The sequence below is a fragment of the Luteibacter sp. RCC_6_2 genome (genome assembly GCF_041360655.1).
In the GTDB taxonomy this organism is placed as follows: domain Bacteria; phylum Pseudomonadota; class Gammaproteobacteria; order Xanthomonadales; family Rhodanobacteraceae; genus Luteibacter.
Genome location: NZ_JBFUPQ010000009.1, coordinates 54,404 through 76,528 on the forward strand (window position 1 = coordinate 54,404; position 22,125 = coordinate 76,528).

Here is a 22,125-nt window from a genome sequence, read left to right on the forward strand (position 1 = left end):
AGGCGGCGGCCTTCACGGGTCCAGCGTGGTCAGTCCTTCGCGGATCGCGTAACGCGTCAGTTGCGCGATGCCGTGGAGGCCTAGCTTCGCCATGATGTGTTCGCGATGTGTCCCGACCGTCTTCACACTCACGTGCAGGCGCTCCGCGATCTCCCGCGTGGCGTAGCCCTCCGCGAAGAGTTGGGTGATCTCGCGCTCGCGCGCGCTCAGCACGACCGGTTCACCCAGCGCCGGCCCACCACGGCCCCTGCCCTTGCCGACGAGCAAGTGCGCGATGTCGGGGCTTACGAAGTAGCGCGAGTGCAACACCGTCTCTATCGCCTCGTGCAGGACCTCGAAGCCGCTCCGCTTCAGCACGTAGCCGTGGGCACCGGCGTCGAAGGCGGCACGCACCCAGCGTGAATCCTCATACGCCGACAGGCAGAGCATGCGCGTTTCCGGACAGCGGGGAGCGATCCGGCGTGCCGCCTCGAGGCCGCTCAGGCCATGCATGGCGCAGTCGAAGATCAACAAGTCCGGCGGATGGCGCAAGGCGAGGCGTACGCAGTCCCTTCCGTCACCCACGCTTCCGACGATGTGGAACCGCGCATCGGCGGCAAGCAAGGCCGCGACACCCTCGCGGAAGAGCGCCTGCTCGTCAGCCAGCACAAGCGTGACGCGGGTCACAGCGACGGTCCGTGGTGACGTGGGGAGGCGTGTGACAGAATGCGGCCGGCGTGGCGCCCGTACAGCGGAAGACCATGCATGGGGGAATCCGGATGGAAGGTGTGCGCACGCTCGGGGTTGGCGTGGGCGCGCGTCCTTCCGGAAACCTTACGGTTGGGACATCCCTGTCGAAGCAGGGACTTACCGTGGCCGCCGCATACGCCGGCGGCGGGAATGGGGACATGCAGCGCACGCAAGATCCCGTCTTTTTCAGCTTTGGCGACTGGACCGTGCGGCCTGCGCAGCGCTCGATCGAACGCCGCGACGAGCGCCTGGTGCTCGAGCCCAAGCTGATCGACGTGCTCACCTACCTCGCGGGAACGGGTGGCAAGGTGGTCAGCGCCGAGCAACTGCTCACCGACTGCTGGCGCGGCACGTTCTATGGCGACAACCCGGTGCACAAGACCGTCGCCCTGTTGCGCAAGGCCCTGCACGACGATGCGCGCGCGCCGCGCTACATCGCCACGGTGCGCAAGCGCGGGTACCAGGTCGTCGCCGCCGTGACGTTCGCGGACGGACGCAGCACCGGCATCGCCGCACGAAGCTGGCACGGCGGTTCCCCCTACCGGGGATTGCTCGCCTTCGGCGGCGACGACGCCGATGTGTTCTTCGGCCGCGCGCGCGCGACCGCCGACGTGCTGGAAGCCATCGTGCGGCAGCACCGCGCCGGCTGCGCGTTCGTGCTGGTGGCCGGTCCCAGCGGCTGCGGCAAATCGTCGTTGATCCAGGCAGGCGTCGTTCCCGCCCTGTTGAACGATGGCGGATACGATGGCCTTCGTGCGCTGGCCTGCTCGGCCATGGCGAGCCGGACGCCCGGCCTCACGCCGTTGGAGGCGCTGGCGCTGGCGATGACCCGATGGGAAATTCGCGGCCGGCCGATCTTCGTGGACACCGAGCGGCGCGCCCTCGTCCGCGCGCTCGACGACGACATGGACTTCGTCATACGGCGCATCGCGCTGTGCCTGTCCGAAGCACGCGGCGCGTCGGAGGGCGATGTGTTGCTGCTCGTCGTGGACGCGCTGGAGGGGCTGGTCACCGGCGCGTCGACGACAGCGGACGCCGCCACCCTCGTTTCCGCCCTGAGGCGGCTGGCCCGTAGCGGAAAGGTGGCGGTCCTCGCACTTTGCCGCAATGATTTCTATCCGCAGTTGATGGCGCTTCCGGAACTCCTCGCGCTCAAGCGCGACGGCGCCTCGTACGATCTTGCCGCGCCCGGACCGGGCGAGGTGGCGCAGATGATCCGGCTGCCCGCCGTCGCCGCCGGCCTGCATTTCGAACGCGATGGTGCCAGCGAGCGGCAACTGGACGATGTGTTGATCGAGACGGCGTGCCGGCGCGTGGGGAGCCTGCCGCTGCTGCAATACACGCTACAGGCGCTCTACGAATCTCGCGATGCCACCGGCACGTTGACCTTCGCCACATACCGGCGTCTCGGCGGCATCGAAGGCGCACTCGGGCTGCGCGCCGAACAGGTGTTGGACGGATTGGGTCCGGTTGCCACCTCCGCTTTTCCGCGCATCCTGAACAGGCTCGTCGCCCTCGCCAGCGACGGGGACGAGGTCACGGCACGGGTGGTGCGTTGGCGGGACCTCGATGAGGATGAGCGCATCCTCCTGCACGATCTCGTCGACGCCCGCTTGCTGGTGAGCCTGCTCGAAGATGACGAACCCTGCTTCACCGTCGCCCACGAAGCGCTGTTGAGGCACTGGCCACGCGTGGGAACATGGATCGACGCGCACCGGGCCATGCTGCGTTCACGCTCGCGTATCGCCACCATGAGCAAACGGTGGTTCGACGAAGAGCGCCGACGCGAACATCTGCTTCCTCGCGGGCAGCTTCTTGCGGATGCCCGGCTGCTTTACCGGGGTGCGCAACCACCACTCACCGAGCGGCAGCGCGAATTCGTGCGCCGGTCGCTCCGGCACGCACGCCTTCGTGCCGCTGCCTTTGCCGCCATGTCCGTGGCCATCGTCATCCTGTCCGTCGTGTCCTCGCTGGCGGCGGTGGATGCACGGCGAGCGGAAATTCACGCGGAGGCACGACGCGCGGATGCGGAAGGACTGCTCGATTTCATGCTTGGCGATATGTACGAGCGGCTGGATGCGCTCGGGCGCCTCGACCTGCTCGACGACGTGACGCGCAGGGCCATGTTGGTCCTGGGCCACGATTGGCAGGCGGATGTTCCCGAAGCGGTGCTCCGCCAGGCGCGGGCGTTACGGCAAGTCGGCGAGATCCGTTATGCCCGTGGCGACGTCGACGCCGCCGGACAGGCCTTTCTCGCCGCGGACGCCAGCCTGCGCCATCTCTTCGCTACCGCGGCCGGCACGCCCGCGGCCTATGCCGAGCGAGGCAAGATCGATTTCTGGCGCGCACAGATCGCTTCCAGCCGTGGACGCGCCGACGATGCACGTCAAGCGTGGCTGGATTACCTCGACGATGCGACGCGGCGCGCGACCCTCGAACCGGACGATCCGGACGCATGGCTCGAACTGTCCTATGCGAACAATTGCCTCGGCTCCGCTGCGCTCCGCGCGGACCGGTTGGACGAAGCCCTGGCGTACTTCGGCACGTCCGCGCGGTTCAAGCACCGCGTTCTCGGCATGCGCCCCACCGACCGGCCCACGTGGCTGGAGCTGGCTGACACGATGAGCTGGATGGCGATGGCCGAACAGCAACGGGGCGACCTGCGGCCAGCGCTTCGCATGCTGGAAATGGAACGGCAAGCCGTCCTTGCGGCCCGTGAAGACGGACCACCGACGAACCGATGGCTGTATCGCCATGCGCTCGCCGGACTTCACGTGGCGAGGGCCCAGGCCGACCTCGGCCAGGTGGCGGATGCCGCGGATGGCTATGCGTCGTCCGCCACGACATTCGCCGCACTCGTTCGCGACGTTCCCGACAATCGTGGCTGGCAACGCGATCTCGCGTGGACACGGACTCAACAAGGCTGGCTCGCACTCGCCATGGGCGACGCTCCGCGAGCGGCACACTGGCTCGATGAGGGGGAGCGACTGCTGCGTAGCCTGCTTGCGATCGACGCAGGCGTCGTCGACTGGCGCAACGTGCTCGCCCTGAACCGGACTTACCGGAGCATCGCGCTCCTGCGCGGTGGGGCGGCGAAGCAGGCACTGCAGGCCGCTGTCGATGCGACGAACCTGCTCAGGCCCGCGCCCGGTTCCAAGCCCAATTCTTCCACCCGCCTGTTGGCGGCTTCGGCGAGCATCGCCGAAGGCGAAGCCTCCGTGGCCCTGGGATTCCACGACGAAGCGGCCACGCATTGGCGCCGGGCGGTGGACGAGCTGCAAGCACAGGCGGCGCACAGCAGTGATCCCCGGCTACTCGATCCGTACGTCCGCGCCCTCCTGTTGCTGGGGCGCGGCGGGGAAGCGGAAACCTATCTGGAACGTTTGCGCCATGCGGAGTATCGCGCGCCGGCGTTCGAGTCGTTCGTCCATTCACCCTAGGAGAAACGCGTGCCCAGTCCCAACGCCATCATCGACGTATCGCTCACCATCACCGACGCCCCGCCGGGCCAGGGCCAGACCAGCGATCGCAAGTACAACTACACGTTCGATCCCGATCGTGTGCACGTGACCGAAGGCAATACCGAGATCGTCTACCGCCTGTCGGGCAAGCACCATGACCGCTTCCAGATGGCCGACCTCTTCACGACCGACGCGCGCAGCCAGTTCAGCGGCGTCGAAGTCATCGAGAACGGCAACGCGATTCGCGTATTGCACGCCAATACGGTAAAGCAACTCACCGTCGTGCTGGTCGTGGTCAAGGATCGGGACAAGCAGCAGAACATCGGCCTGGACCCCCAGGTCACGAACGATCCCACGCCCTGACGATCCGGGGATCCCCTGCTTCGGCAGGGGATCTGGCTTTAGTGCTTCAACGCATCACGCGTACGTGCCATTCCAAGGCGTCCAGCCCCAGCCACCGTGTTGCGCGAAGGCGGCCTTCAATTCGGCGTTCTTCTGCCCGGTGTTGCAAAGGAAGTACCGCTTCGTGCTGCCGCCACCACCCGCGCCCTCGTCACGGTGCGAGAAGATCCGCAGCGGCACGTTGGCATAACCGCAGGCGGCGACCAGGGCGGGGACACGAAACAGGCATCCATCGAATTCGCCATCGCACGGCATGAGCGTGCAATCGATCTCGATGCGCTGGACGCCAGCCACCTTGGCGATGCGCTTCGAGTCCCAATAGAGCTGATCCGGATGGTTCGCCGGGCCCTTGCCCGAGCCTTCGATCACATCGCGCAACCGTGTCGCGGTACCACCGGCGGTGATCGCATGGGCCACGTATTGGATGCTGCCGTTGTTTTCCCACAGATCGCCGACGAGGGCGTAGATCGTGGCCTGCTTGGGACGCGGAAGATCGGGAAGCATGGGGCGTACCTCGTTGTCGGATGGTGTGCTGGCAAGGTAGCCAGCGGCTCATGTGGCCGACATCGGGTAAATGCTGATTTGTGCGCGTTTCCGAGAAGAACCAAAAAGAAAAGGGCCTCGATTTCTCGAGGCCCTTTCTTGTTTGGCTGGGAGACTAGGATTCGAACCTAGATAAACGGAGTCAGAGTCCGTTGTCCTACCGTTAGACGATCTCCCAATAAACCGGGATTCGACGCGCTCTGACCTTGGTGCGTCGAACTTTGAAGCGCTTGGATTAGCGCTTCGAGAACTGCGTGGCGCGGCGGGCCTTGTGGAGACCGACCTTCTTACGCTCGACTTCGCGGGCGTCGCGGGTCATGAAACCAGCCTTGCGCAGCGGCGACTTCAGCGCTTCGTCGTATTCGACGAGGGCGCGGGCGATGCCGAGACGGATGGCGCCGGCCTGACCCGTGATGCCGCCACCGGCGACCGTCACCATGATGTCGAACTTCTCGACGTTGTCGGTCAGTTCGAGCGGCTGGCGCACGATCATGCGCGAGGTCTCACGACCGAAGAACTGCTCGATCGGCTTGCCGTTGACGACGATGCCACCGGTGCCCTTGCGGAGGAACACGCGGGCGGCGGAGGTCTTGCGGCGGCCGGTACCGTAATTCTGCTGGATAGCCATGTCGATTCCTTAGATTTCCAGCGCCTGCGGCTGCTGTGCGGTGTGCGGGTGTTCGGCGCCGCCGTACACCTTGAGCTTACGGTACATGGCGCGACCCAGCGGGTTCTTCGGCAGCATGCCCTTGACGGCGATCTCGATCACGCGCTCCGGGTGCGTGGCCAGCAGATCCTTGAGACTCGTGGTCTTCAGGTTGCCGACGTAGCCGGTGAAGCGGTGGTACATCTTGTCGTCCAGCTTGGCACCGGTCACGGCCACCTTCTCGGCGTTGATCACGACGATGTAGTCGCCGGTATCGACGTGCGGGGTGAACTCGGGCTTGTGCTTGCCGCGGAGGCGACGCGCAACCTCGGTCGACAGGCGACCCAGGGTCTTGTTCGTGGCATCAACCACGAACCAATCGCGCTTGACGCTTTCCGGCTTGGCGGTGAACGTTTTCATTTCAAATACCTGGTTTGCCGCCTGGACAGACGGAACACGGAATCGGTGAAAGCAAAGGCGCGAGAGAATAGCGGACTTTTCCCTCATCGCGCAAGCCCACGTTGCACGTGAGCTTTGGGCCGACAATCATAACATGATGACCGGGCCGCTTCACAAGCCTGCCCGGTCAATGGGAAGGCGACCGCGACAAGCGGCCGCAGTGCCTTCACCTGGCATCGGGCTGTGGGCATTGTAACGTGTGTCATCCCCGTACGTCAGGAGTCCCCATGTCCGTTCGCTCGCTGAACCGCCTCGACCGCCTGATTTCCGGCCTCGAACGCGCCATGGAGGCCGTCGCGGGCTCGCCGGAGCCCGTTCAGCGCTCTCCGGGCGACGCGGTGCCGGATGCGCCCATGGATGATGCCGAGCGGCGCCACGCCGCCGGACTGATGCGGATCAACCATGTCGGGGAGGTGTGCGCCCAGGCGCTTTACGTGGGCCAGGCGGCGCTCGCACGCACGGAAGAGACACACCGGCACCTCATGCACGCCGCGCAGGAGGAAACCGACCACCTGGCCTGGTGCGCTGAGCGCCTGAAGCAGCTCGACAGCCGTCCCAGCCTGCTCAATCCGCTCTGGTACGCGGGCAGTTACGCCATCGGCGTGGCCGCGGCGGCCGTCGGCGATCCGATCAGCCTGGGCTTCGTTGTCGAGACCGAACGCCAGGTGGAAGCTCACCTTGCCGAGCACCTGGAACGCCTGCCCTCGCAGGACGAGCGCTCCCGCGCCATCCTCCGCCAGATGCAGGCCGACGAGGTCCGCCACGCCGATGCCGCGCAGGCCCGTGGCGGCATCGACCTGCCCTGGCCCCTGCCGCGCCTGATGCACGCCGCCTCCACGGTGATGAAGACCGTCGCCTATCGCCTCTGAGCGGCGCCTCAGCGGCAGGCGCCGAAACCGCCTCCTTGCAGGTGGAAGTGCGTGCGATGCGCCGCGTTGTAGTCGGGGCCGAGGAAGGCGCCGAAATAGCGGCAGCCATCGCGTTGCACGCCGCGCAGGAAGACCGAGCCGTCCCGGCTGGTCCAGTCTTTCTCCACGCTCAGCCGTCTTCCGTTCGCCAGGCGCCAGCCGGTCACGTCGATGGCATCGGCCTTGGCGTGGCGACTCAACGGCGCCTGGTCCCGGTGATAGACGTTGCGGCAGGCATAGCTGCCGACGTGATCGATCGTTCGCACCGGCGATCCGAACGCGGCCTCGGCCTCGGGCTGGACCACGCGGCGCTGGAACAACACAAGGGATGCCGCGAGCGGACAGGTGACCATCGCCGGCGAGGCCAACCGCGCCTCGCCGATCGACGACAGACGCACCGCGTCCGTCCACCCGCAGCCGCCGGCCTCCTGGCGATCCGCAAGCGGGGTGAAGACCGCCCCGGCGTCTCGCAGCGCCGCGTGGCACATGGCGGGGTTGTCACCGAGCCGGGCCAGCTTGAAGCGCAGGAACATGTCCGGCTCCGCCCGGAGATCGAGCGGAGCCCAGGGGTTGTAGTGATCGGGCGGGCGCCAGCCGCCGAGCCACGCGGCGGCGACCAGGGCCAAGAGCAGGAGGAAGAGCAGCAGCGGACGCATGAAACGACGCTAAAGCGGCGCACGTGAAGACCGGATGCCTCATCAGGCCTCGATGCCAAGGAGCGGTCCGAGAGAGAGGCTCAACTCAAGGGAGAGGCGCAAGGAAGAAGCCCAAGGGAGAGGCTCTGGTGGGAGCCGACCCTGTCGGCGATGGGTGCTTGCCGTAGCCTGGCCCGCTGCCGCGGGATCGCCGACAAGGTCGGCTCCCACCCGAGCAGCTTCCCTCCTCGGCAGCTCTCCTCCATGGCGGCCCTTCCCCCACGGCGGTCGTTCCATCGGTACCAAGAAAAAACCCCGCTTTCGCGGGGTTTTTCATCACATCAGGTTGCGGCCGTGGAAGAGTTCCTCGATTTCCCGGCGGAGCAGCGATTCGATGCGCTGGCGCTCCTTGAAGGAGAGGTCGTCGGCCTGGGCCTCGAAGAGGTAGGTGTCGAGGTCGAAGTCCTTGATGTGCATCTTCGTGTGGAAGATGTTCTCCTGGTACACGTTCACGTCGAACATCTCGTACTTCTGGCGGATGTGCTTGGCCAGGTAGTCCTGCACCGAGTTGATCTTGTGATCCATGAAGTGCTTCTTGCCCTTCACGTCGCGCGTGAAGCCACGCACGCGGTAATCGGCGATCACGATGTCCGACTCGAAGCTGTCGATCAGGTAGTTCAGGGCCTTCAGCGGCGAGATGACACCACAGGTGGCCACGTCGATATCGGCGCGGAAAGTGGCGATGCCGTTGTGCGGGTGGGTTTCCGGGTACGTATGGACGGTGATGTGGCTCTTGTCCATGTGCGCCACGACGGCGCCCGAGATCGTGTCGCGGCCGAGCTTCTCGACCACCGGCTCCTCGGAAATGAGGATGGTGACCGACGCGCCCTGGGGATCGTAGTCCTGGCGGGCGATGTTCAGGATGTTCGCGCCGATGATCTCCGCCACGTCCGTCAGGATCTGGGTCAGACGATCGGCGTCGTACTGTTCGTCGATGTACTCGATATAGTTCTGCCGCTGCTGTTCGGAAACGGCATAGCAGATATCGTAGATGTTGAAGCTCAGCGCCTTGGTAAGGTTGTTGAAACCTTGCAGGCGAAGGCGGGGAAGCGGTTTGACCACAGCGACTCTCCGAGGCCGGGGGAACGGCCAGCAGCAGACGCGGGTTAGCAGCAAGGGTCCCCGCAAAGATGAAAGACGACGAACGAGACGAGAAGTCTGCCCGGCGCTTGTGTACGACGTAAGACAAGGGGTCTGGACGCCGAGGGGGTGAAATTATGGGGCAAGATGGCGAAGATTTGAACACGCGGCGCGCCCCTCCCCCCAAATGGTGGATTTTGGCGCCCGGATGTCTGCAATAATCCCCAGGGGACATGGCGAGTCGGCGACGCCTGACGGAAATCCGTCGGCTCACCGCTGAAGGGGGACGCCATGCCATTGAGGCTCAACGGAATCTGCTGTGGCTCAACTCAAATATCTGTTGCAACAGGCGTTCGAACGGTCGCAGGCTCCCTCGAGCTTCGCGCCCGACCCGGCCTCCATGGGCCGCTTTCTGGATGCCTGCCATCGTCGTCGCTATCCGGGGAAGACGGCGATCATCCGGCCGGGCGACCCGGCCAACACGCTCTACTATGTCGTCGACGGCTCGCTTGCCGTCTGCACCGAGGACGAAGAAGGCCGGGAATTGATCCTGGCCTACATCAATCGCGGCCAGTTCATCGGCGAAATGGGGCTTTTCGTGGAACAGGCCCAGCGCGAGTCGCTGGTCCGTACCCGAACGGCCGTAGAAATGGCCGAGATCAGCTATGAACGGCTCTTCCAGCTCCTGGAAGGCCCGCTCGCCGCCGAATGCCCGAAACTGTTGTTCGCCATCGGTTCGCAGTTGACCCATCGCCTCCTGCGCACGTCGCGCCAGGTAAGCCGGATGGCGTTCATGGATGTGACGAACCGGGTGTCACGCACCTTGCTCGATCTTTGCCAGGAACCGGACGCCATGACCCACCCCGACGGGACGCAGATTCGCATCTCCCGCCAGGAAGTCAGCCGCATCGTCGGCTGCTCCCGCGAAATGGTGGGTCGCGTGCTCAAGCAACTCGAGGAAGAGCGGATGATCGACGTCGCGGGCAAGACCATCGTGGTCCGCGGCACCCGCTAGAAACGCCGGGGGCCGCTCATGGCCCCTGGTAGACCATGTAGACGTCCGCCCGCTCGTAATGCGAGCCGGGCCGGACGGATGCCTGGCGGACGAAGCCGGCTCGCTCATACATGCCCAGCGCCCGATCCAGGCGGCTGTTCGACTCCAGGAACAACTCCCGGCCGCCGCGGCGATGGTATTCGGCGATGGCCTCGTCGAGCAGCTTGCGACCGGCGCCGAGACCCCGGTAGTTCTCGTCCACGCCCATCTTGGACAATTCATAGACGCCTTCGCTTTCGCGAATGAGCGCGCAGGTACCCACGACTTCGCCCGCATAGAGGGCGAAGAAAATCGCCCCGCCCGCGTCGATGACCAGCCCTTCGGGATCGGCGAACAATGCGCGGTCGACCTCCTCCACGCGGAAGTAGCGCTCCAGCCACTGCTGGTTGAGCCGGCGGAAGTGCTCGCGCAGGCCTGGCTCGAAGGGCACGATTTCCACGGCCGCGCGCGACAACTGGGCCCGCTGTTCGAGGATGGCCGTCACCAGCGGACGTTCGGCGAGCGCCTGTTCGCAGCCATCGATCGCCTCGAGCAACGCGAGGCCGCGCGGTCCCAGCGATTCGCTCATGCCACGCCGGATGGCCAGCCATACCGGGCCCAGCGCACCGAGCGCGCGCTCGCCCGCGTCGGTCAGGGCCAGCACGCTGCGGCGGCCATCCTGTGGATCGCGCTGGCGCACGACCATGCCGGCGTCGACCAGCCGGTCGGCGAGTTGGCTTACGGCGGAGTGGGTCTGGCCGATGGCCAGCGCCATGTCGGTAACCGTCGTGGGACCCACGTCGCGCAGATAGCGCAGCACCGGGAACCAGCGCGACTCGATACCCGCGCCGCATGCCTTGTAGACCTCGTCGACGGCCTGGTAGAACTGGTCGCTCAAAGCCTTGAGACGACTGCCGAGCGCCAGCTCACGCAGGGAAGAGAGGTACATCGGCGGTCCAATGGGGAGGTTGGGAAAACGAGGCTAGCGGCGTCGCGATGCCGCACGCAAGCATTCCGTCCTTTCTTCATGCCGGGATCGCACCCACCTCGTATATGGTGGGTCCCGACCCCTCCTCTGGACGGTACATGGACTGGAGCCAATTCCTGATTTTCGTCGGCGTGGGCCTGCTCGCCCAACTGGTCGATGGCGCGCTCGGCATGGCCTACGGCGTCGTTTCCAACGCCGTACTGCTCGCGCTGGGCCTGCCGCCGGCCGTCGCCAGCGCGACCGTGCACACGGCCGAAATCTTCACGACCGGAGTGTCCGGCGGCGCGCATGCCCTGTTCGGCAACGTCGACTGGAAGTCGTTCCGCCGGCTGGCCATTCCCGGCGTAATCGGCGGCGTGATCGGCGCGTGGTTCCTCGCCAGCGTGCCTGGCGACACCATCAAACCCTTCGTCTACGCGTACCTGTTGATCCTGGGCGTGGTGGTGCTGGTGCGCGCGGCCGGAAAGGTGGTCTCCCATCACCGCGTGCGCCACAAGGGGGTCCTGGGCTTCGTCGCCGGTTTGCTCGACGCCATCGGCGGCGGCGGTTGGGGGCCGATCGCCACCTCCACCCTGCTCGCGCGCGGCGGTGCCGTGCGGCACACCATCGGCACCGTGAACGCGGCGGAGTTCGTCGTCACCGTGGCGATATCCAGCACGCTGATCGCGCACATGGGCATACAACACTGGCCGATCGTCCTGGGCCTGCTCACGGGCGGGGTGATCGCGGCGCCGCTGGCCGCCTGGCTGGTGAGGCACCTGCCGCCGCGCTACGTCATGATCGCCGTGGGCTGCCTCATCATCGGGATCAGCCTCTATCAGCTGGGCAACTACGTCCTGCGCTAGAACCAGTACAGGATTTCGAGCTTGTCACCCAGGACGCGTCCGGCCTTCTTCGCGATCTTCGGCGTGGGATTGACCAGTTTCGCCGCGTCGGCCGCCTTTAGCAGGGGCAGGTCCGACAAAGAATCGCCGTAGGCGACACTCCAGGGGCGCGGAATGCCCTCTCGTTCGAGGGCGCGGACCTTGGCGCCGTCCACGTTATGCCTGACGAAGCGCATGCCGAACAGGCCACCGCGGGTCTGCGAGGCCACCAGCTCGTGGCCTCCGAGGTTCACTTCGTCGAGGATCGCCTCGACCATCTGCCGGTCGTTGCCGCTAACGACGATCACACGGTCGCCGGCATCGACATGCCTGCGCAAGGTCGCCACCGCATCGCGAAAGAACACGCCGGGACGCCGGGCGTAGGCCCGGGCGTAGGCGTCGATCATTCGCCGGTACGAGGCCTCGCGGCGCCCGAACGTGGTCACGCGCAGGAACACGTGGCCGAGGAAACGATTGCCCCGCACGCTGCCGATCAACAGGGGCACCAGGGGCACGACGGGAAGCGCCAGCAGCAACCGCCAGCGTCCCGCGCCCGAAAGGCGTTCGCGAAAGAACATCTCCAGTGTCTGGTGGCGAACGATCACGCCATCGAAATCGAACAACACGACACGCCGCGCATCGGCGGCGGTATCGTCGGCCGCCGCCGTCGCCATCCCCTGTTCCATCGCGTCAGTGTCGGTGCGGTTGTTGCGGCTGGGTACCGAAGAGCTTCTGCAATTCGGCGCCCGGATCGGCGGCACGCATGAAGGCCTCGCCCACGAGGAAGGTGTGGATGCCCGCCTCGCGCAGCCTGCGCACGTCTTCGGTCGTGTGGATACCCGATTCGGCGACGATCGCCGTATCCGGACCGACACGGTCGTTGAGCTTCAGCGATGTGCCCAGCGAGGTCTCGAAGGTGCGCAGGTTGCGGTTGTTCACGCCGATCAGGGGCGCGGGAAGGCTCAGGGCCACTTCGAGTTCTTCCTCGTTGTGCACCTCGACGAGCACGTCGAGATCGAGTTCGGCGGCGAGCAAGGAAAGCTCCGTCAACCGGTTCTCGTCGTAGATCACGTCTTCACCGCCCTTGTCGGCGAAGGCGGAAACGATCAACAGGATGCAGTCGGCGCCGATCACGCGGGCCTCGTACACCTGGTACTCGTCGATGATGAAGTCCTTGCGGAGGATGGGAAGCGAACAAGCCTTGCGGGCCTGGTCGACGTAATCCTCGTGACCCTGGAAGAAATCGGCATCGGTGAGCACGGAGAGGCAGGTGGCGCCCCCGCGCTCGTAGCTGCGCGCGATCGCCGCTGGATCGAAATCGGCACGGATGAGCCCCTTGCTCGGGCTGGCCTTCTTTATCTCGGCGATGACCGCCGGCTTGCCGTCGTGCAGGCGCGCATCGATGGCAGCCACGAAGCCACGCGTATCCTCGAGGTCGGCGATGCGTGCCGCAAGGTCGTCGAGTGAGCGCTTGCGGCTGCGTTCGGCGACCTCTTGTACCTTGCGGTCGAGAATGCGATGGAGAATGTCGGGCATCGAGGGACTTCCTTGGGAAAGGCCGGGGCTTTCGGGGAGCCCCGACGATATCAGGCGCCGAGCCGTCGTGTCGCGGCCACGAACGCGTCCATTTTTACACGAGCCGCGCCACTTGCGATGGTCGCGCGGGCGAGGTCGATGCCGGCCTGTATGGAAGGCGTGACGTCGGCGGTATACAACGCGGCACCCGCGTTCAGGCAAACGATGTCGTGGGGGACGCCCGGGGTGCCGGAAATGGCGTCCAGCAACATGCCCATGGATTCCGTCGAGTCTTCCACGCGGAGATTACGGCTCGATGCCATCGACAGGCCGAAATCTTCCGGTTCGATCTCGTATTCATGCACGGCGCCATCGCGCAACTCGCCCACCATCGTCGCGGCACCCAGCGAAATCTCGTCCATCCCGTCGCGGCCCCATACCACCATGGCGTGCCTGGCCCCCAACGCCTGGAGCACGCGGATCTGGATGCCGACGAGATCGGGATGGAACACGCCCATGAGGATATTCGGGGCACCCGCCGGGTTGGTCAGCGGCCCGAGGATGTTGAAGATCGTACGGACGCCCATTTCACGACGGACGGGCGATACCACCTTCATCGCCGGATGGTGGTTAGGCGCGAACATGAAGCCGATATCGGTCTGTTCCATGCAGACCGCGACCTGCGCCGGAAGCAGGTCGATGCGCGCGCCCAGGGCTTCGAGCACGTCGGCGCTGCCCGATTTGGACGAGACGCTGCGGCCACCGTGCTTGGCCACGCGCGCGCCGGCCGCCGCGGCGACGAACATGGATGCCGTGGAAATGTTGAACGTCGAGGCACCGTCACCGCCGGTGCCGACGATGTCGAGGAAATGGGGATGGGGGCCGGCCTCGACCTTCGCCGAGAGATCGCGCATCACGCGCGCGGCGCCGGTGATCTCACCGACGGTCTCCTTCTTCACGCGCAGGCCGGTCAGGATGGCGGCCGTCATCAGCGGGCTGACGTCGCCGCGCATGATCTGGTGCATCAACTCGATCATCTCGTCGTGGAAGATCTCGCGGTGCTCGATCGTGCGCTGCAGCGCCTCGGAGGGAGTCATCGGCATGGCGCTTTGATCCTTCTTACGCGGCGAGCGGCAACGGCATGCCGAGGAAGTTGCGCAGCAGGTCGTGGCCATGCTGGGTGAGGATCGACTCCGGATGAAACTGCACGCCCTCGATATCGAGCGTGCGATGGCGCAGGCCCATGATCTCGTCGATCGAGCCGTCCTCGCGTTCGGTCCAGGCGGTCACTTCGAGGCAATCCGGCACGGACTCCTTCTCGACCACGAGGGAGTGGTATCGCGTGGCCTCGAACGGATTCGGCAGGCCGGCGAACACCCCCTGCCCGCGATGCCGGACAGGCGATGTCTTGCCGTGCATGATTTCCCGCGCGCGGATCACCTTGCCGCCGAATACCTGGCCGATGGCCTGGTGCCCCAGGCAGACGCCGAAGATGGGCACTTCGCCGGCCATCTCGCTCAGGATGTCCATGGACACGCCCGAATCGTCCGGCGTACCCGGCCCCGGCGAGATCATGATCCGCGACGGCGCCAGTGCGCGGATGTCCGCGATGGTGAGGGCGTCGTTCCTTACGACTTTCACTTCCTGCCCCAACTCGCCCAGGTACTGGACGAGGTTGAAGGTGAAGCTGTCGTAGTTGTCGATCATGAGGAGCACGTGCTTATCCTATTGATTTGCGGAACCATTAAAGGACCGGATAGCCGAAGTATCACGCGTTTGTCAGTCAGTTGACCATTATCCGACTAACCCGCCGGCACGGACAGCCCGGCGTTCGGGCCCTCGGGACGAAGCGTCCGCGCCTGACCAGACCCCCGCCTCGCTTGTCCGCATCTCCCACACGGGCGATCCTAGGTGCCCCCTTTCCCGGAGAACGCCATGCCCTCGCTGGGTGCCGTCACTTTCCTCGTCCGCGACTATGACGAAGCGATCGCCTTCTTCGTCGACGCACTCGGCTTCGACCTGATCGAGGATTCGCCACAAGGCGACGGCAAGCGCTGGGTCACCGTGGCGCCTCGCGGATCGCGCGGGACGCACCTGTTGCTGGCCCGCGCGGTGAACGATGAGCAAAAAGCGCATATCGGCAAACAAGGCGGTGGCCGCGTCTTCCTGTTCCTGCAGACGGACGATTTCGCCGGCGACCATGCGCGCATGCTTGCGCATGGCGTGCGCTTTCGCGAAGAGCCCAGGCACGAACCTTACGGGACGGTCGCGGTCTTCGAGGACATCTACGGGAACGGCTGGGACCTGATCCAGCCCGCATGACACGGGAAACCGCCATGAACGATGCAACGATCCGTATCGCGGTGCTCGACGACTACCAGGATGCCGCCTTGCGTTTCGCGGACTGGTCGCCCCTCGAAGGTCGCGCCGAGGTCACCGTCTTCCGTGATCACGAGGCGGACCACGATGCCCTGGTGCGGCGTCTGGCTCCCTATGACGTCATCTGCGTCATGCGCGAGCGCACGCCGATGACCGCGAATCTCATCGCCGCCCTGCCCCGCCTTCGCCTCATCGCGTCCACGGGCCGCGGCAACGCGTCGATCGACGAGGCGGCCGCCGCCTCGCGCGGCGTGGAGGTGGTCCATACGAACTACTCGTCCACGCCGACCATCGAATTCACCTGGGCCGCCATCCTCGGCCTGGCCCGCGGCATCGCGGACGAGGCCGCTTCGGTACGCGCGGGCGCATGGCAGACGAGCCTGGGCGTGGAACTGCGCGGAAAAACCCTCGGCATCCTGGGCCTCGGACGCATCGGTTCGAAGGTGGCCCGGATCGGCCAGGCCTTCGGCATGCAGGTGATCGCCTGGAGCCAGAACCTCGCCGAAGAAACCGCCGGCGCGCTGGGCGTGCGCCGCGTCACGAAGCACGAACTCCTGGCCCGGTCCGACTTCCTCACCATCCATACCCGCCTGAGCGAGCGCACCCGGGGGATCATCGGGGCGGAAGACCTCGCCGCGATGAAACCCGGCGCCCGGCTGATCAACAGCTCGCGAGGCCCGATCGTCGATGAAGCCGCCCTGGTCGACGCACTGAGCCACGGCCGCCTGGCGGGCGCGGCGATCGACGTCTTCGACGAGGAACCGCTTCCGCCGGCTCACCCCTTCCGTATCCTGCCCAACGTGCTGGCTACCCCGCACATCGGCTACGTCACGGAGGAGATGTACCGGACCTTCTACGGCGATACCGTGCGCAACGTGCTGGACTGGCTCGACCGGCACGCCGCCTGAGTATCGTTCAGGACGAAGCGACCTTCTTCGGCTCGCCCTCGTCGTGATCGTGGCTGTCCTTCGGCTTGATCGTCATCAGTTCGAGCGGCTTGCCGTCGGCCGTGCGCACGCCCCATCCACGCTGCAAGTCCGCAAGGTCGTTGAGTTGTGGGCAAATGGCGTTGGCGCGGGCCTCCAGGCCTTTCGAGCGCTTGTCCATCTCCCGGTCCATGGCCTTGTCCAACGATTCGGCACGCGCTTGTAGCGCCGCCACCTTGCTCGAGTCGCCGGAGAGGGCGGCGGTCACCGCACTGGACGTGACCGAGCCGACCAGCTCACCCACCGAGTCCGATACCGAACCGGCCACCGTCTCGGTCATGCGATCCGACGACCAATGACCCGAGCCGATGCCTTCGTCGATCTCGCGCAATGCCTCGGCCTGCTTGCGCTTCAACTTCTCGAGCATTCCCGCGCGCTGGTCACCCTCGGCGAAGGTCAACGTGACCGACGTCATCGCGGAGAACCCCATTTCCACGCCATCGCGGGCGATGGAAGCGATCTGCGGCATGAGCCGGCGAACGCCATCCTCGTAGCGGCGCAAGGCGTCGGCGTCGCTGCGGGAGACCGCGATGTCCTTGCCATCCACTCGTAACGAGCCATCGTGCAGGAAGACCCGGCCCGGAATGCCGTCCTTGCGATGAAAGGACAGGCCATCGGCCGTGACGTCGACATCGTAGGCCGTGGAATAATCGTGTTTGCAGGTGTCGGTGCTGAAATTGAAGCCTTTCGCCTGCCCCATGGGGGCGGCGAGGACGAGCCCGATGGCAACGGTACCGGCAATCAGTGAATGGCGCATGGTTCTTCTCCCCAGGGAACGGTTGGCTCCGGGTGGGATGCGCCCGGGTCGTCCAAGGTTTAAGCCGATTCGCGCGACACCACATGGGCGAATGGTCATACCCTGACTTCCAGCAGGGTCAGGAAGCGAGGCCCCGTTCACGGGCATATTCGGAAAGCCGGCTGTCATGATCGATGCCCAGCTTGCGCATGGCGTCGCGCTTTTGCCGGCTCACCGTCTTGACGCTGCGACTGAGGCGCTCGGCGATCTGGGTGATGGACATGCCACTCACATACAGGCGCACGACCTCGATCTCCCGGGCGGAGAGCCGCGTCATGTCGGTCGCGCTATGTACGCCGGCCTGGTCGAACTGGCGTCGGATCGTCTCACTGAGATAGGGCCGCCCCGCCGCCGCATGACGCACCGCCACCGCCACTTCCTTGAGTGGCGCCCGCTTGTCGCACAGGCCCAACGCCCCGCGAACACGCATCGTCTGCAGCACCGCCGCGTTGTTCACCATGGTGAGCACGACGATCGGCAGCCGTGGATAACGTCGCCGGATCAGGTCGATCAGCGAAAGCCCGTCACCGTGACGACCTCCAGGCATGGAGAAATCGGTAACGATGACATCGCACGGACGGGAGGCCAGCAGGTCGACGAGTTGATCGCCATTGGCGGCTTCGCCGACCACGACGATATCACCTGCCGCTTCGAGCGCCGCACGGGTACCCATCAGGACCACCGGATGATCGTCGGCAATGATCGTGCGCAAAACCATTTCTTTCCCTCGCCGGCGGATAACTGCTGCCGCTCTCCATGAGATGTGTTACTCGTCGTACCATCGCGGAGATTACAGTAAACATCCGCTCGTGGTCGAAGGAACGCCATGCAGCTCTTGAGAATCCTGGTCAACATTCCGTTCGCGGTTTGCTCATGCGATGCCTTCGCCGACAGCGTCGGCGTGGCGTTGGCGCCGTGCCCGCCAGACAGCGCGTCATCCTGCTTGCCGCTATCCGCGGTCGCGCAGACTCACGAACGAACCCGACGCCTTCCAGCCTCGTTTGCCGACGCTGTTCCCGTCGAAGGCAGCTGCAATGGTCGAGCTACCAGCCCACATATCGCCGTGGGCGTGGATGGACTCGCAAGAGAGGGCGAGATCGCACTGACCGATGCCGAGCGCGAGTGGCTCGCGCACCTGCCCGTACTGCGTGTCGGCATCGATCCCACGTCGGCGCCACTGTCCCTGGTGGACCGGGGAGGGGCGCCTGTCGGCCTGGCCATGGACTATCTCGACGACGCCCTGTCCACGCTCGGCGTCGCCCACGAACCCGTCCGCACGCAGGACTGGGGGGAAACGGTGCGCAGGGCCACCGCCGGAGACATCGATATCCTTCCCGCGGCTTCACCTCGCAACGGCGAGTTGGGAAAGCGTTTCGATTTCACCGCGCCCTACATCGACTTTCCCGTGATGATCGTGACGCGTGACGACATGGCGACCATCGCGGGGCCGGCCGATCTCGGCGGGCACCGTGTCGCGGCCAACATGGCCCAGGGCGCGGTCGCCAAGGCGGTGCATCACCTGCCCTCGGTCGAACCCATCGAGGTACGCGACGCCGCCGAAGGCCTGCGTGCCGTGGCATCGGGACAAGCCGATGCCTATGTAGGCGACATCGCGACCGCGGAATACTTCATGCGCCGCGATCATCCCGCGCGATTGAAGCTCGCGGCGTCGACGGAGGAGCGCGCGGAGCTCTCGATCGCCGTCGACCGGCGGTACGCCCCCTTGATACCGCTGCTCGACAGGGCGCTCGCCCGGATTTCCGAGCGTCGTACGCAGGCCATCCGCAATACCTGGTTACGATCCCACTACACATGGGGAGGGTCCTGGCGGGAAATCGCACGCAAGGCCGGACCGCCGGGTATCGCGATGCTCGTCCTCCTTCTCGCCGTGTCCCATGCGTACATGCGCCTGCGTCGCGAAACACGACGGCGACGATCGAGCGAGGAACGGCTGGCCGACATCACCCGGCATATCCCCGCCGTGTTCTATCGCTTTCGCTATGTCACCGGCGGGCGCATCGAGTTCATCCACGTGGGTGGGAACCCGGAACCCATCTTCGGTATTTCCGTGGATACGTTCCTTCACGACGAGCGCCGCGCGTTCGCACGGATCGACCCTCGCGACCAGGCGCCGCTGCTTGCCGAGGTCGCGAGGGCGGCGAACACCCTCACGCCGATTCACGCGGAGATGCGCATTCGCGGCGTCGCCCCCGAACGCTGGATCGCTTCGCATGCGCTGCCACGGCCCGTTACGGGAGCGGTGGAATTCACCGGCTACTGGATCGACATTTCCGACCGGCATGAACAAGCCGCCCAGTTGGCCGACGCCAGGCAGGCGGCTGAAGAGGCCACCGCGGCGAAAAGCCGGTTCCTCGCCACCATGAGCCATGAGATCCGCACGCCGATGCACGGGCTCATCGGCATGCTCGAAATGCTCCGCGAGACATCGCTGCAAGAGAACCAGCATCACCTGCTCGGCACCGCCGAGTCGTCGGCCGAAGCGCTTCTACGGATACTCGACGACGTGCTCGATTTCTCACGCATCGAAGCCGGTGCCGTCGAGACGGAGCATGCCGCCTTCGATCTTCGCCAGTTGCTCGACGACGTCGTGGCGTTGCATGCCCGGCAGACGGGGCAAAAAGGCCTTTCAGTGGCCGTCCACATCGATGCGCGCCTGGCGCCAGGGGTCATGGGCGACGCCGCGAGATTGCGCCAGGTGTTGCTCAACCTCGTCAGCAACGCCATCAAGTTCACCGCCCGGGGTGGCGTCGATATCACCGTCGACGTGATGGAAGACGCGGAGATGACCCAGAGGGTCCGCATCGACGTGATCGACACGGGCATCGGCGTCGCCCGGGACGATATCGAGCGATTGTTCGCGCCCTTCAGCCAGGCGGAGCTATCGACGACACGCCGCTTCGGCGGAAGCGGCCTCGGCCTGACCATCAGCCGGCACCTGGTGGAACTGATGGGCGGCGATCTCATGATGTCGAGCGCGGTTGGCGAGGGTACCCGACTGTCGATCGTGCTCGAGATGGAGCGATCACGACACGTCGCCAGCAGCAAGGCCGCGGGCGCGACAACGGTCGCCATGCCGTCTGCAAAAGCGGCTGCCCTCGACGTACTCGTGGCCGAGGACAACGCGACGAACCGGCAGTTGGTCGCGGCACAACTGACGCGTCTCGGCCATCGTTATGAGTTGGTCGCGGATGGCGCGGAGGCGCTCGCCCGCGCATCGTCACGCCGATTCGATGTCTTGTTGACCGACCTGCACATGCCCGTGATGGACGGCTATGCGCTCACCCGCGCACTACGCGAGCAGGGTTCGTCCCTTCGCATCGTGGCGGTCACCGCGAATGCGCTTCCCGGCGAGGACGATCGCTGTCGCGCTTCGGGCATGGACGGATTCGCAACGAAGCCCTTGCGATTGACCGAGCTAGGCACGTTGCTCTCACCCGGCAGGAAGGATGATTCCACTCACTCGCCATGTGACCTGGATGCATGGCGGGAAACCTATGGCGATCTCACCCTGCTGCCTCTCATGGTTGCCCGGTTCGAGACGGCCGTACGCGACGACATGGCGGAAATCGCCGCCCTCGGCGACCCGGCCACCGCGGCGGATTGGGTACATCGTGTCCTCGGCGGCATGCGCGTTTTCGGCCCATCGGTCGAGGCTGCGTTAGCGGAACACCTGGAAAACGAACTTCGCGGCGCCGATGGCGCGGCCGCCATGCATCGTTTACCCGAACTCGCATCGGCGATAGAGGGCTATGCCTTGCAACTGCGGGCCGCGGTGGACGCACCTCAACGCACTGAGGATATGCTCAAAAATTAGTGCGAATTTTCAGACTAGTCCGATAGCTTCGCGCCGATGACCTCGTCATCCTGACCACAGCACGCCTTCAGGCGTCCGGCGGAGGACGAGGCATGAACGAACACGCAATCGAATATCACATCGCGGACATAGGCGAGACCTGGGGCATCTTTCGCGAGGGCGTGCAGATCGCCGTGCGCTCCGATCCTGCGGACGCGATCGCCTTCGCCAACTTCTTCGCCGATCGCGAAACACTGATGTCGGCATTCCCCGTCCGCGTTTCCGCCGACATCCACTTGCACCGCACCCTGCACGAGATACGTCTCGCCGCCTAGGCGATGCGTCAGCGCCCCGCGGCGCTGCCGAGGTTGGTCATGTCGAGATGCAGCAGGCGCAAGCGCGCGATATGCCGGCCGACCATCGCGCGGTCACCGGAACTCGCCTCGAGGCGAAGGAAGGCATCCAGCAGACGACGCTCCATCTGCTCCAGCGTCCGGATATACGTGACATCGGGATCATGTGACAGCTTTACCGACGCTTCCATCATGGTTCGCCGCACACCGCTCATGGGCCCACCCGCCGTCGCCGGGCGCACGCCTGCGGAGGACACTTCGTCCTGAAGGTCCGTCGCGATGGCGGTCAGGGAAGCGGCGGATTCCTCCAGAATGGTCTTGAGTCCTGGCTCACGAACGCCACGTGCGGCCTGACGATAGAGGTCGCGGTCTGCAATCACTCGCCGGATCAGGCCGTTTACCACACGGGTCGAGTTGCGTTCCATGGAGCAGCACGTTAGTCCCGTCGGACTTAGCCGGCCTTAAACGCGCCGGG

General features: G+C 65.5%; 23 protein-coding genes and 1 tRNA gene. 9 read left to right on the forward strand and 15 right to left on the reverse strand.

Annotation, left to right across the window (positions count from 1 at the left end; all coding sequences use genetic code 11):
• Nucleotides 1-12: 12 nt before the first annotated feature.
• Nucleotides 13-666, reverse strand: a complete 654-nt coding sequence (locus AB6730_RS11550; RefSeq protein ID WP_371023758.1) for a response regulator — start codon at nt 664-666, stop codon at nt 13-15.
• Between the two features lie 221 nt (nt 667-887).
• On the opposite strand from AB6730_RS11550, the gene AB6730_RS11555 reads away from it, so the two are divergent.
• Both AB6730_RS11555 and AB6730_RS11560 read left to right on the forward strand, forming a co-directional pair.
• On the forward strand, nt 888-4,169 hold the full coding sequence (locus AB6730_RS11555; protein WP_371023759.1) for a winged helix-turn-helix domain-containing protein: 3,282 nt from the start codon (nt 888-890) through the stop codon (nt 4,167-4,169).
• Nucleotides 4,170-4,178: 9 nt separating this feature from the next.
• Nucleotides 4,179-4,553, forward strand: a complete 375-nt coding sequence (locus tag AB6730_RS11560) for a hypothetical protein (protein ID WP_371023760.1) — start codon at nt 4,179-4,181, stop codon at nt 4,551-4,553.
• Between the two features lie 54 nt (nt 4,554-4,607).
• Here the strand turns inward: AB6730_RS11560 and AB6730_RS11565 are convergent, their stop codons facing one another.
• From AB6730_RS11565 to rplM, 4 genes are all read right to left on the reverse strand, one after another.
• Entirely contained in the window at nt 4,608-5,096 is a 489-nt protein-coding gene (locus tag AB6730_RS11565) for a hypothetical protein (protein ID WP_371023761.1), read from the reverse strand.
• Between the two features lie 143 nt (nt 5,097-5,239).
• A tRNA-Gln gene (locus AB6730_RS11570) sits at nt 5,240-5,313 on the reverse strand.
• A gap of 57 nt (nt 5,314-5,370) precedes the next feature.
• Nucleotides 5,371-5,763: a 30S ribosomal protein S9 gene (gene rpsI / locus AB6730_RS11575; protein ID WP_371023762.1), complete on the reverse strand. Its 393-nt coding sequence runs from the start codon at nt 5,761-5,763 to the stop codon at nt 5,371-5,373.
• A 9-nt stretch (nt 5,764-5,772) separates the two neighbouring features.
• Nucleotides 5,773-6,201 carry a 50S ribosomal protein L13 gene (gene rplM, locus AB6730_RS11580; RefSeq protein ID WP_306851138.1) on the reverse strand — a complete coding sequence of 143 codons (429 nt, stop codon included), beginning with the start codon at nt 6,199-6,201 and terminating at the stop codon, nt 5,773-5,775.
• A gap of 266 nt (nt 6,202-6,467) precedes the next feature.
• Here rplM and coq7 point away from each other — a divergent pair, with 266 nt between their 5' ends.
• Nucleotides 6,468-7,109 (forward strand): 2-polyprenyl-3-methyl-6-methoxy-1,4-benzoquinone monooxygenase, encoded by a 642-nt coding sequence (gene coq7, locus AB6730_RS11585; protein ID WP_371023763.1) that lies wholly within the window; start codon nt 6,468-6,470, stop codon nt 7,107-7,109.
• 8 nt (nt 7,110-7,117) lie between these two features.
• On the opposite strand, the gene AB6730_RS11590 is transcribed toward coq7, so the two are convergent.
• On the reverse strand, nt 7,118-7,804 hold the full coding sequence (locus tag AB6730_RS11590) for an extensin family protein (protein ID WP_371023764.1): 687 nt from the start codon (nt 7,802-7,804) through the stop codon (nt 7,118-7,120).
• Between the two features lie 315 nt (nt 7,805-8,119).
• Nucleotides 8,120-8,905 carry an adenosylmethionine decarboxylase gene (gene speD, locus AB6730_RS11595; protein ID WP_089981013.1) on the reverse strand — a complete coding sequence of 262 codons (786 nt, stop codon included), beginning with the start codon at nt 8,903-8,905 and terminating at the stop codon, nt 8,120-8,122.
• Nucleotides 8,906-9,242: 337 nt separating this feature from the next.
• Here speD and crp point away from each other — a divergent pair, with 337 nt between their 5' ends.
• Nucleotides 9,243-9,938: a cAMP-activated global transcriptional regulator CRP gene (crp, locus tag AB6730_RS11600; RefSeq protein WP_306851143.1), complete on the forward strand. Its 696-nt coding sequence runs from the start codon at nt 9,243-9,245 to the stop codon at nt 9,936-9,938.
• Between the two features lie 16 nt (nt 9,939-9,954).
• Here crp and AB6730_RS11605 read toward each other — a convergent pair whose 3' ends face one another.
• A complete protein-coding gene (locus AB6730_RS11605; protein WP_371023765.1) occupies nt 9,955-10,905 on the reverse strand; it encodes a GNAT family N-acetyltransferase in 951 nt (316 codons plus the stop codon).
• Between the two features lie 137 nt (nt 10,906-11,042).
• Between AB6730_RS11605 and AB6730_RS11610 the strand changes: the two genes are divergently transcribed.
• A complete protein-coding gene (locus AB6730_RS11610; protein ID WP_371023766.1) occupies nt 11,043-11,789 on the forward strand; it encodes a sulfite exporter TauE/SafE family protein in 747 nt (248 codons plus the stop codon).
• On the opposite strand, the gene AB6730_RS11615 is transcribed toward AB6730_RS11610, so the two are convergent.
• The 4 genes from AB6730_RS11615 to AB6730_RS11630 are packed head-to-tail and all read right to left on the reverse strand — an operon-like array spanning nt 11,786 to nt 15,038.
• Entirely contained in the window at nt 11,786-12,481 is a 696-nt protein-coding gene (locus AB6730_RS11615; protein ID WP_371023767.1) for an HAD family hydrolase, read from the reverse strand. The two genes, AB6730_RS11610 and AB6730_RS11615, sit on opposite strands and share 4 nt — an antisense overlap.
• Nucleotides 12,482-12,497: 16 nt before the next feature.
• The gene (trpC, locus tag AB6730_RS11620) at nt 12,498-13,343 is read right to left on the reverse strand and encodes an indole-3-glycerol phosphate synthase TrpC (protein ID WP_371023768.1); all 846 of its coding nucleotides are present in this window, start codon (nt 13,341-13,343) and stop codon (nt 12,498-12,500) included.
• A gap of 50 nt (nt 13,344-13,393) precedes the next feature.
• Nucleotides 13,394-14,425 (reverse strand): anthranilate phosphoribosyltransferase, encoded by a 1,032-nt coding sequence (gene trpD / locus AB6730_RS11625; RefSeq protein ID WP_371023769.1) that lies wholly within the window; start codon nt 14,423-14,425, stop codon nt 13,394-13,396.
• A gap of 16 nt (nt 14,426-14,441) precedes the next feature.
• Complete coding sequence (locus AB6730_RS11630) at nt 14,442-15,038, reverse strand: aminodeoxychorismate/anthranilate synthase component II (protein WP_371023770.1); 597 nt, start codon at nt 15,036-15,038, stop codon at nt 14,442-14,444.
• A 219-nt stretch (nt 15,039-15,257) separates the two neighbouring features.
• On the opposite strand from AB6730_RS11630, the gene AB6730_RS11635 reads away from it, so the two are divergent.
• Together AB6730_RS11635 and AB6730_RS11640 are read left to right on the forward strand one after the other, a co-directional pair.
• A complete protein-coding gene (locus AB6730_RS11635; protein WP_306851261.1) occupies nt 15,258-15,644 on the forward strand; it encodes a VOC family protein in 387 nt (128 codons plus the stop codon).
• Between the two features lie 14 nt (nt 15,645-15,658).
• Complete coding sequence (locus AB6730_RS11640; RefSeq protein WP_371023771.1) at nt 15,659-16,609, forward strand: D-2-hydroxyacid dehydrogenase family protein; 951 nt, start codon at nt 15,659-15,661, stop codon at nt 16,607-16,609.
• Nucleotides 16,610-16,616: 7 nt separating this feature from the next.
• Here AB6730_RS11640 and AB6730_RS11645 read toward each other — a convergent pair whose 3' ends face one another.
• Nucleotides 16,617-17,444: a DUF2884 family protein gene (locus AB6730_RS11645; protein WP_371023772.1), complete on the reverse strand. Its 828-nt coding sequence runs from the start codon at nt 17,442-17,444 to the stop codon at nt 16,617-16,619.
• A 118-nt stretch (nt 17,445-17,562) separates the two neighbouring features.
• Nucleotides 17,563-18,201: a response regulator gene (locus tag AB6730_RS11650; protein WP_371023773.1), complete on the reverse strand. Its 639-nt coding sequence runs from the start codon at nt 18,199-18,201 to the stop codon at nt 17,563-17,565.
• 108 nt (nt 18,202-18,309) lie between these two features.
• On the opposite strand from AB6730_RS11650, the gene AB6730_RS11655 reads away from it, so the two are divergent.
• A complete protein-coding gene (locus tag AB6730_RS11655; protein ID WP_371023774.1) occupies nt 18,310-21,318 on the forward strand; it encodes an ATP-binding protein in 3,009 nt (1,002 codons plus the stop codon).
• A 92-nt stretch (nt 21,319-21,410) separates the two neighbouring features.
• A complete protein-coding gene (locus AB6730_RS11660; RefSeq protein WP_371023775.1) occupies nt 21,411-21,632 on the forward strand; it encodes a hypothetical protein in 222 nt (73 codons plus the stop codon).
• An 8-nt stretch (nt 21,633-21,640) separates the two neighbouring features.
• Here the strand turns inward: AB6730_RS11660 and AB6730_RS11665 are convergent, their stop codons facing one another.
• A complete protein-coding gene (locus AB6730_RS11665; RefSeq protein WP_306851164.1) occupies nt 21,641-22,075 on the reverse strand; it encodes a PA2169 family four-helix-bundle protein in 435 nt (144 codons plus the stop codon).
• Nucleotides 22,076-22,125: the final 50 nt, after the last annotated feature.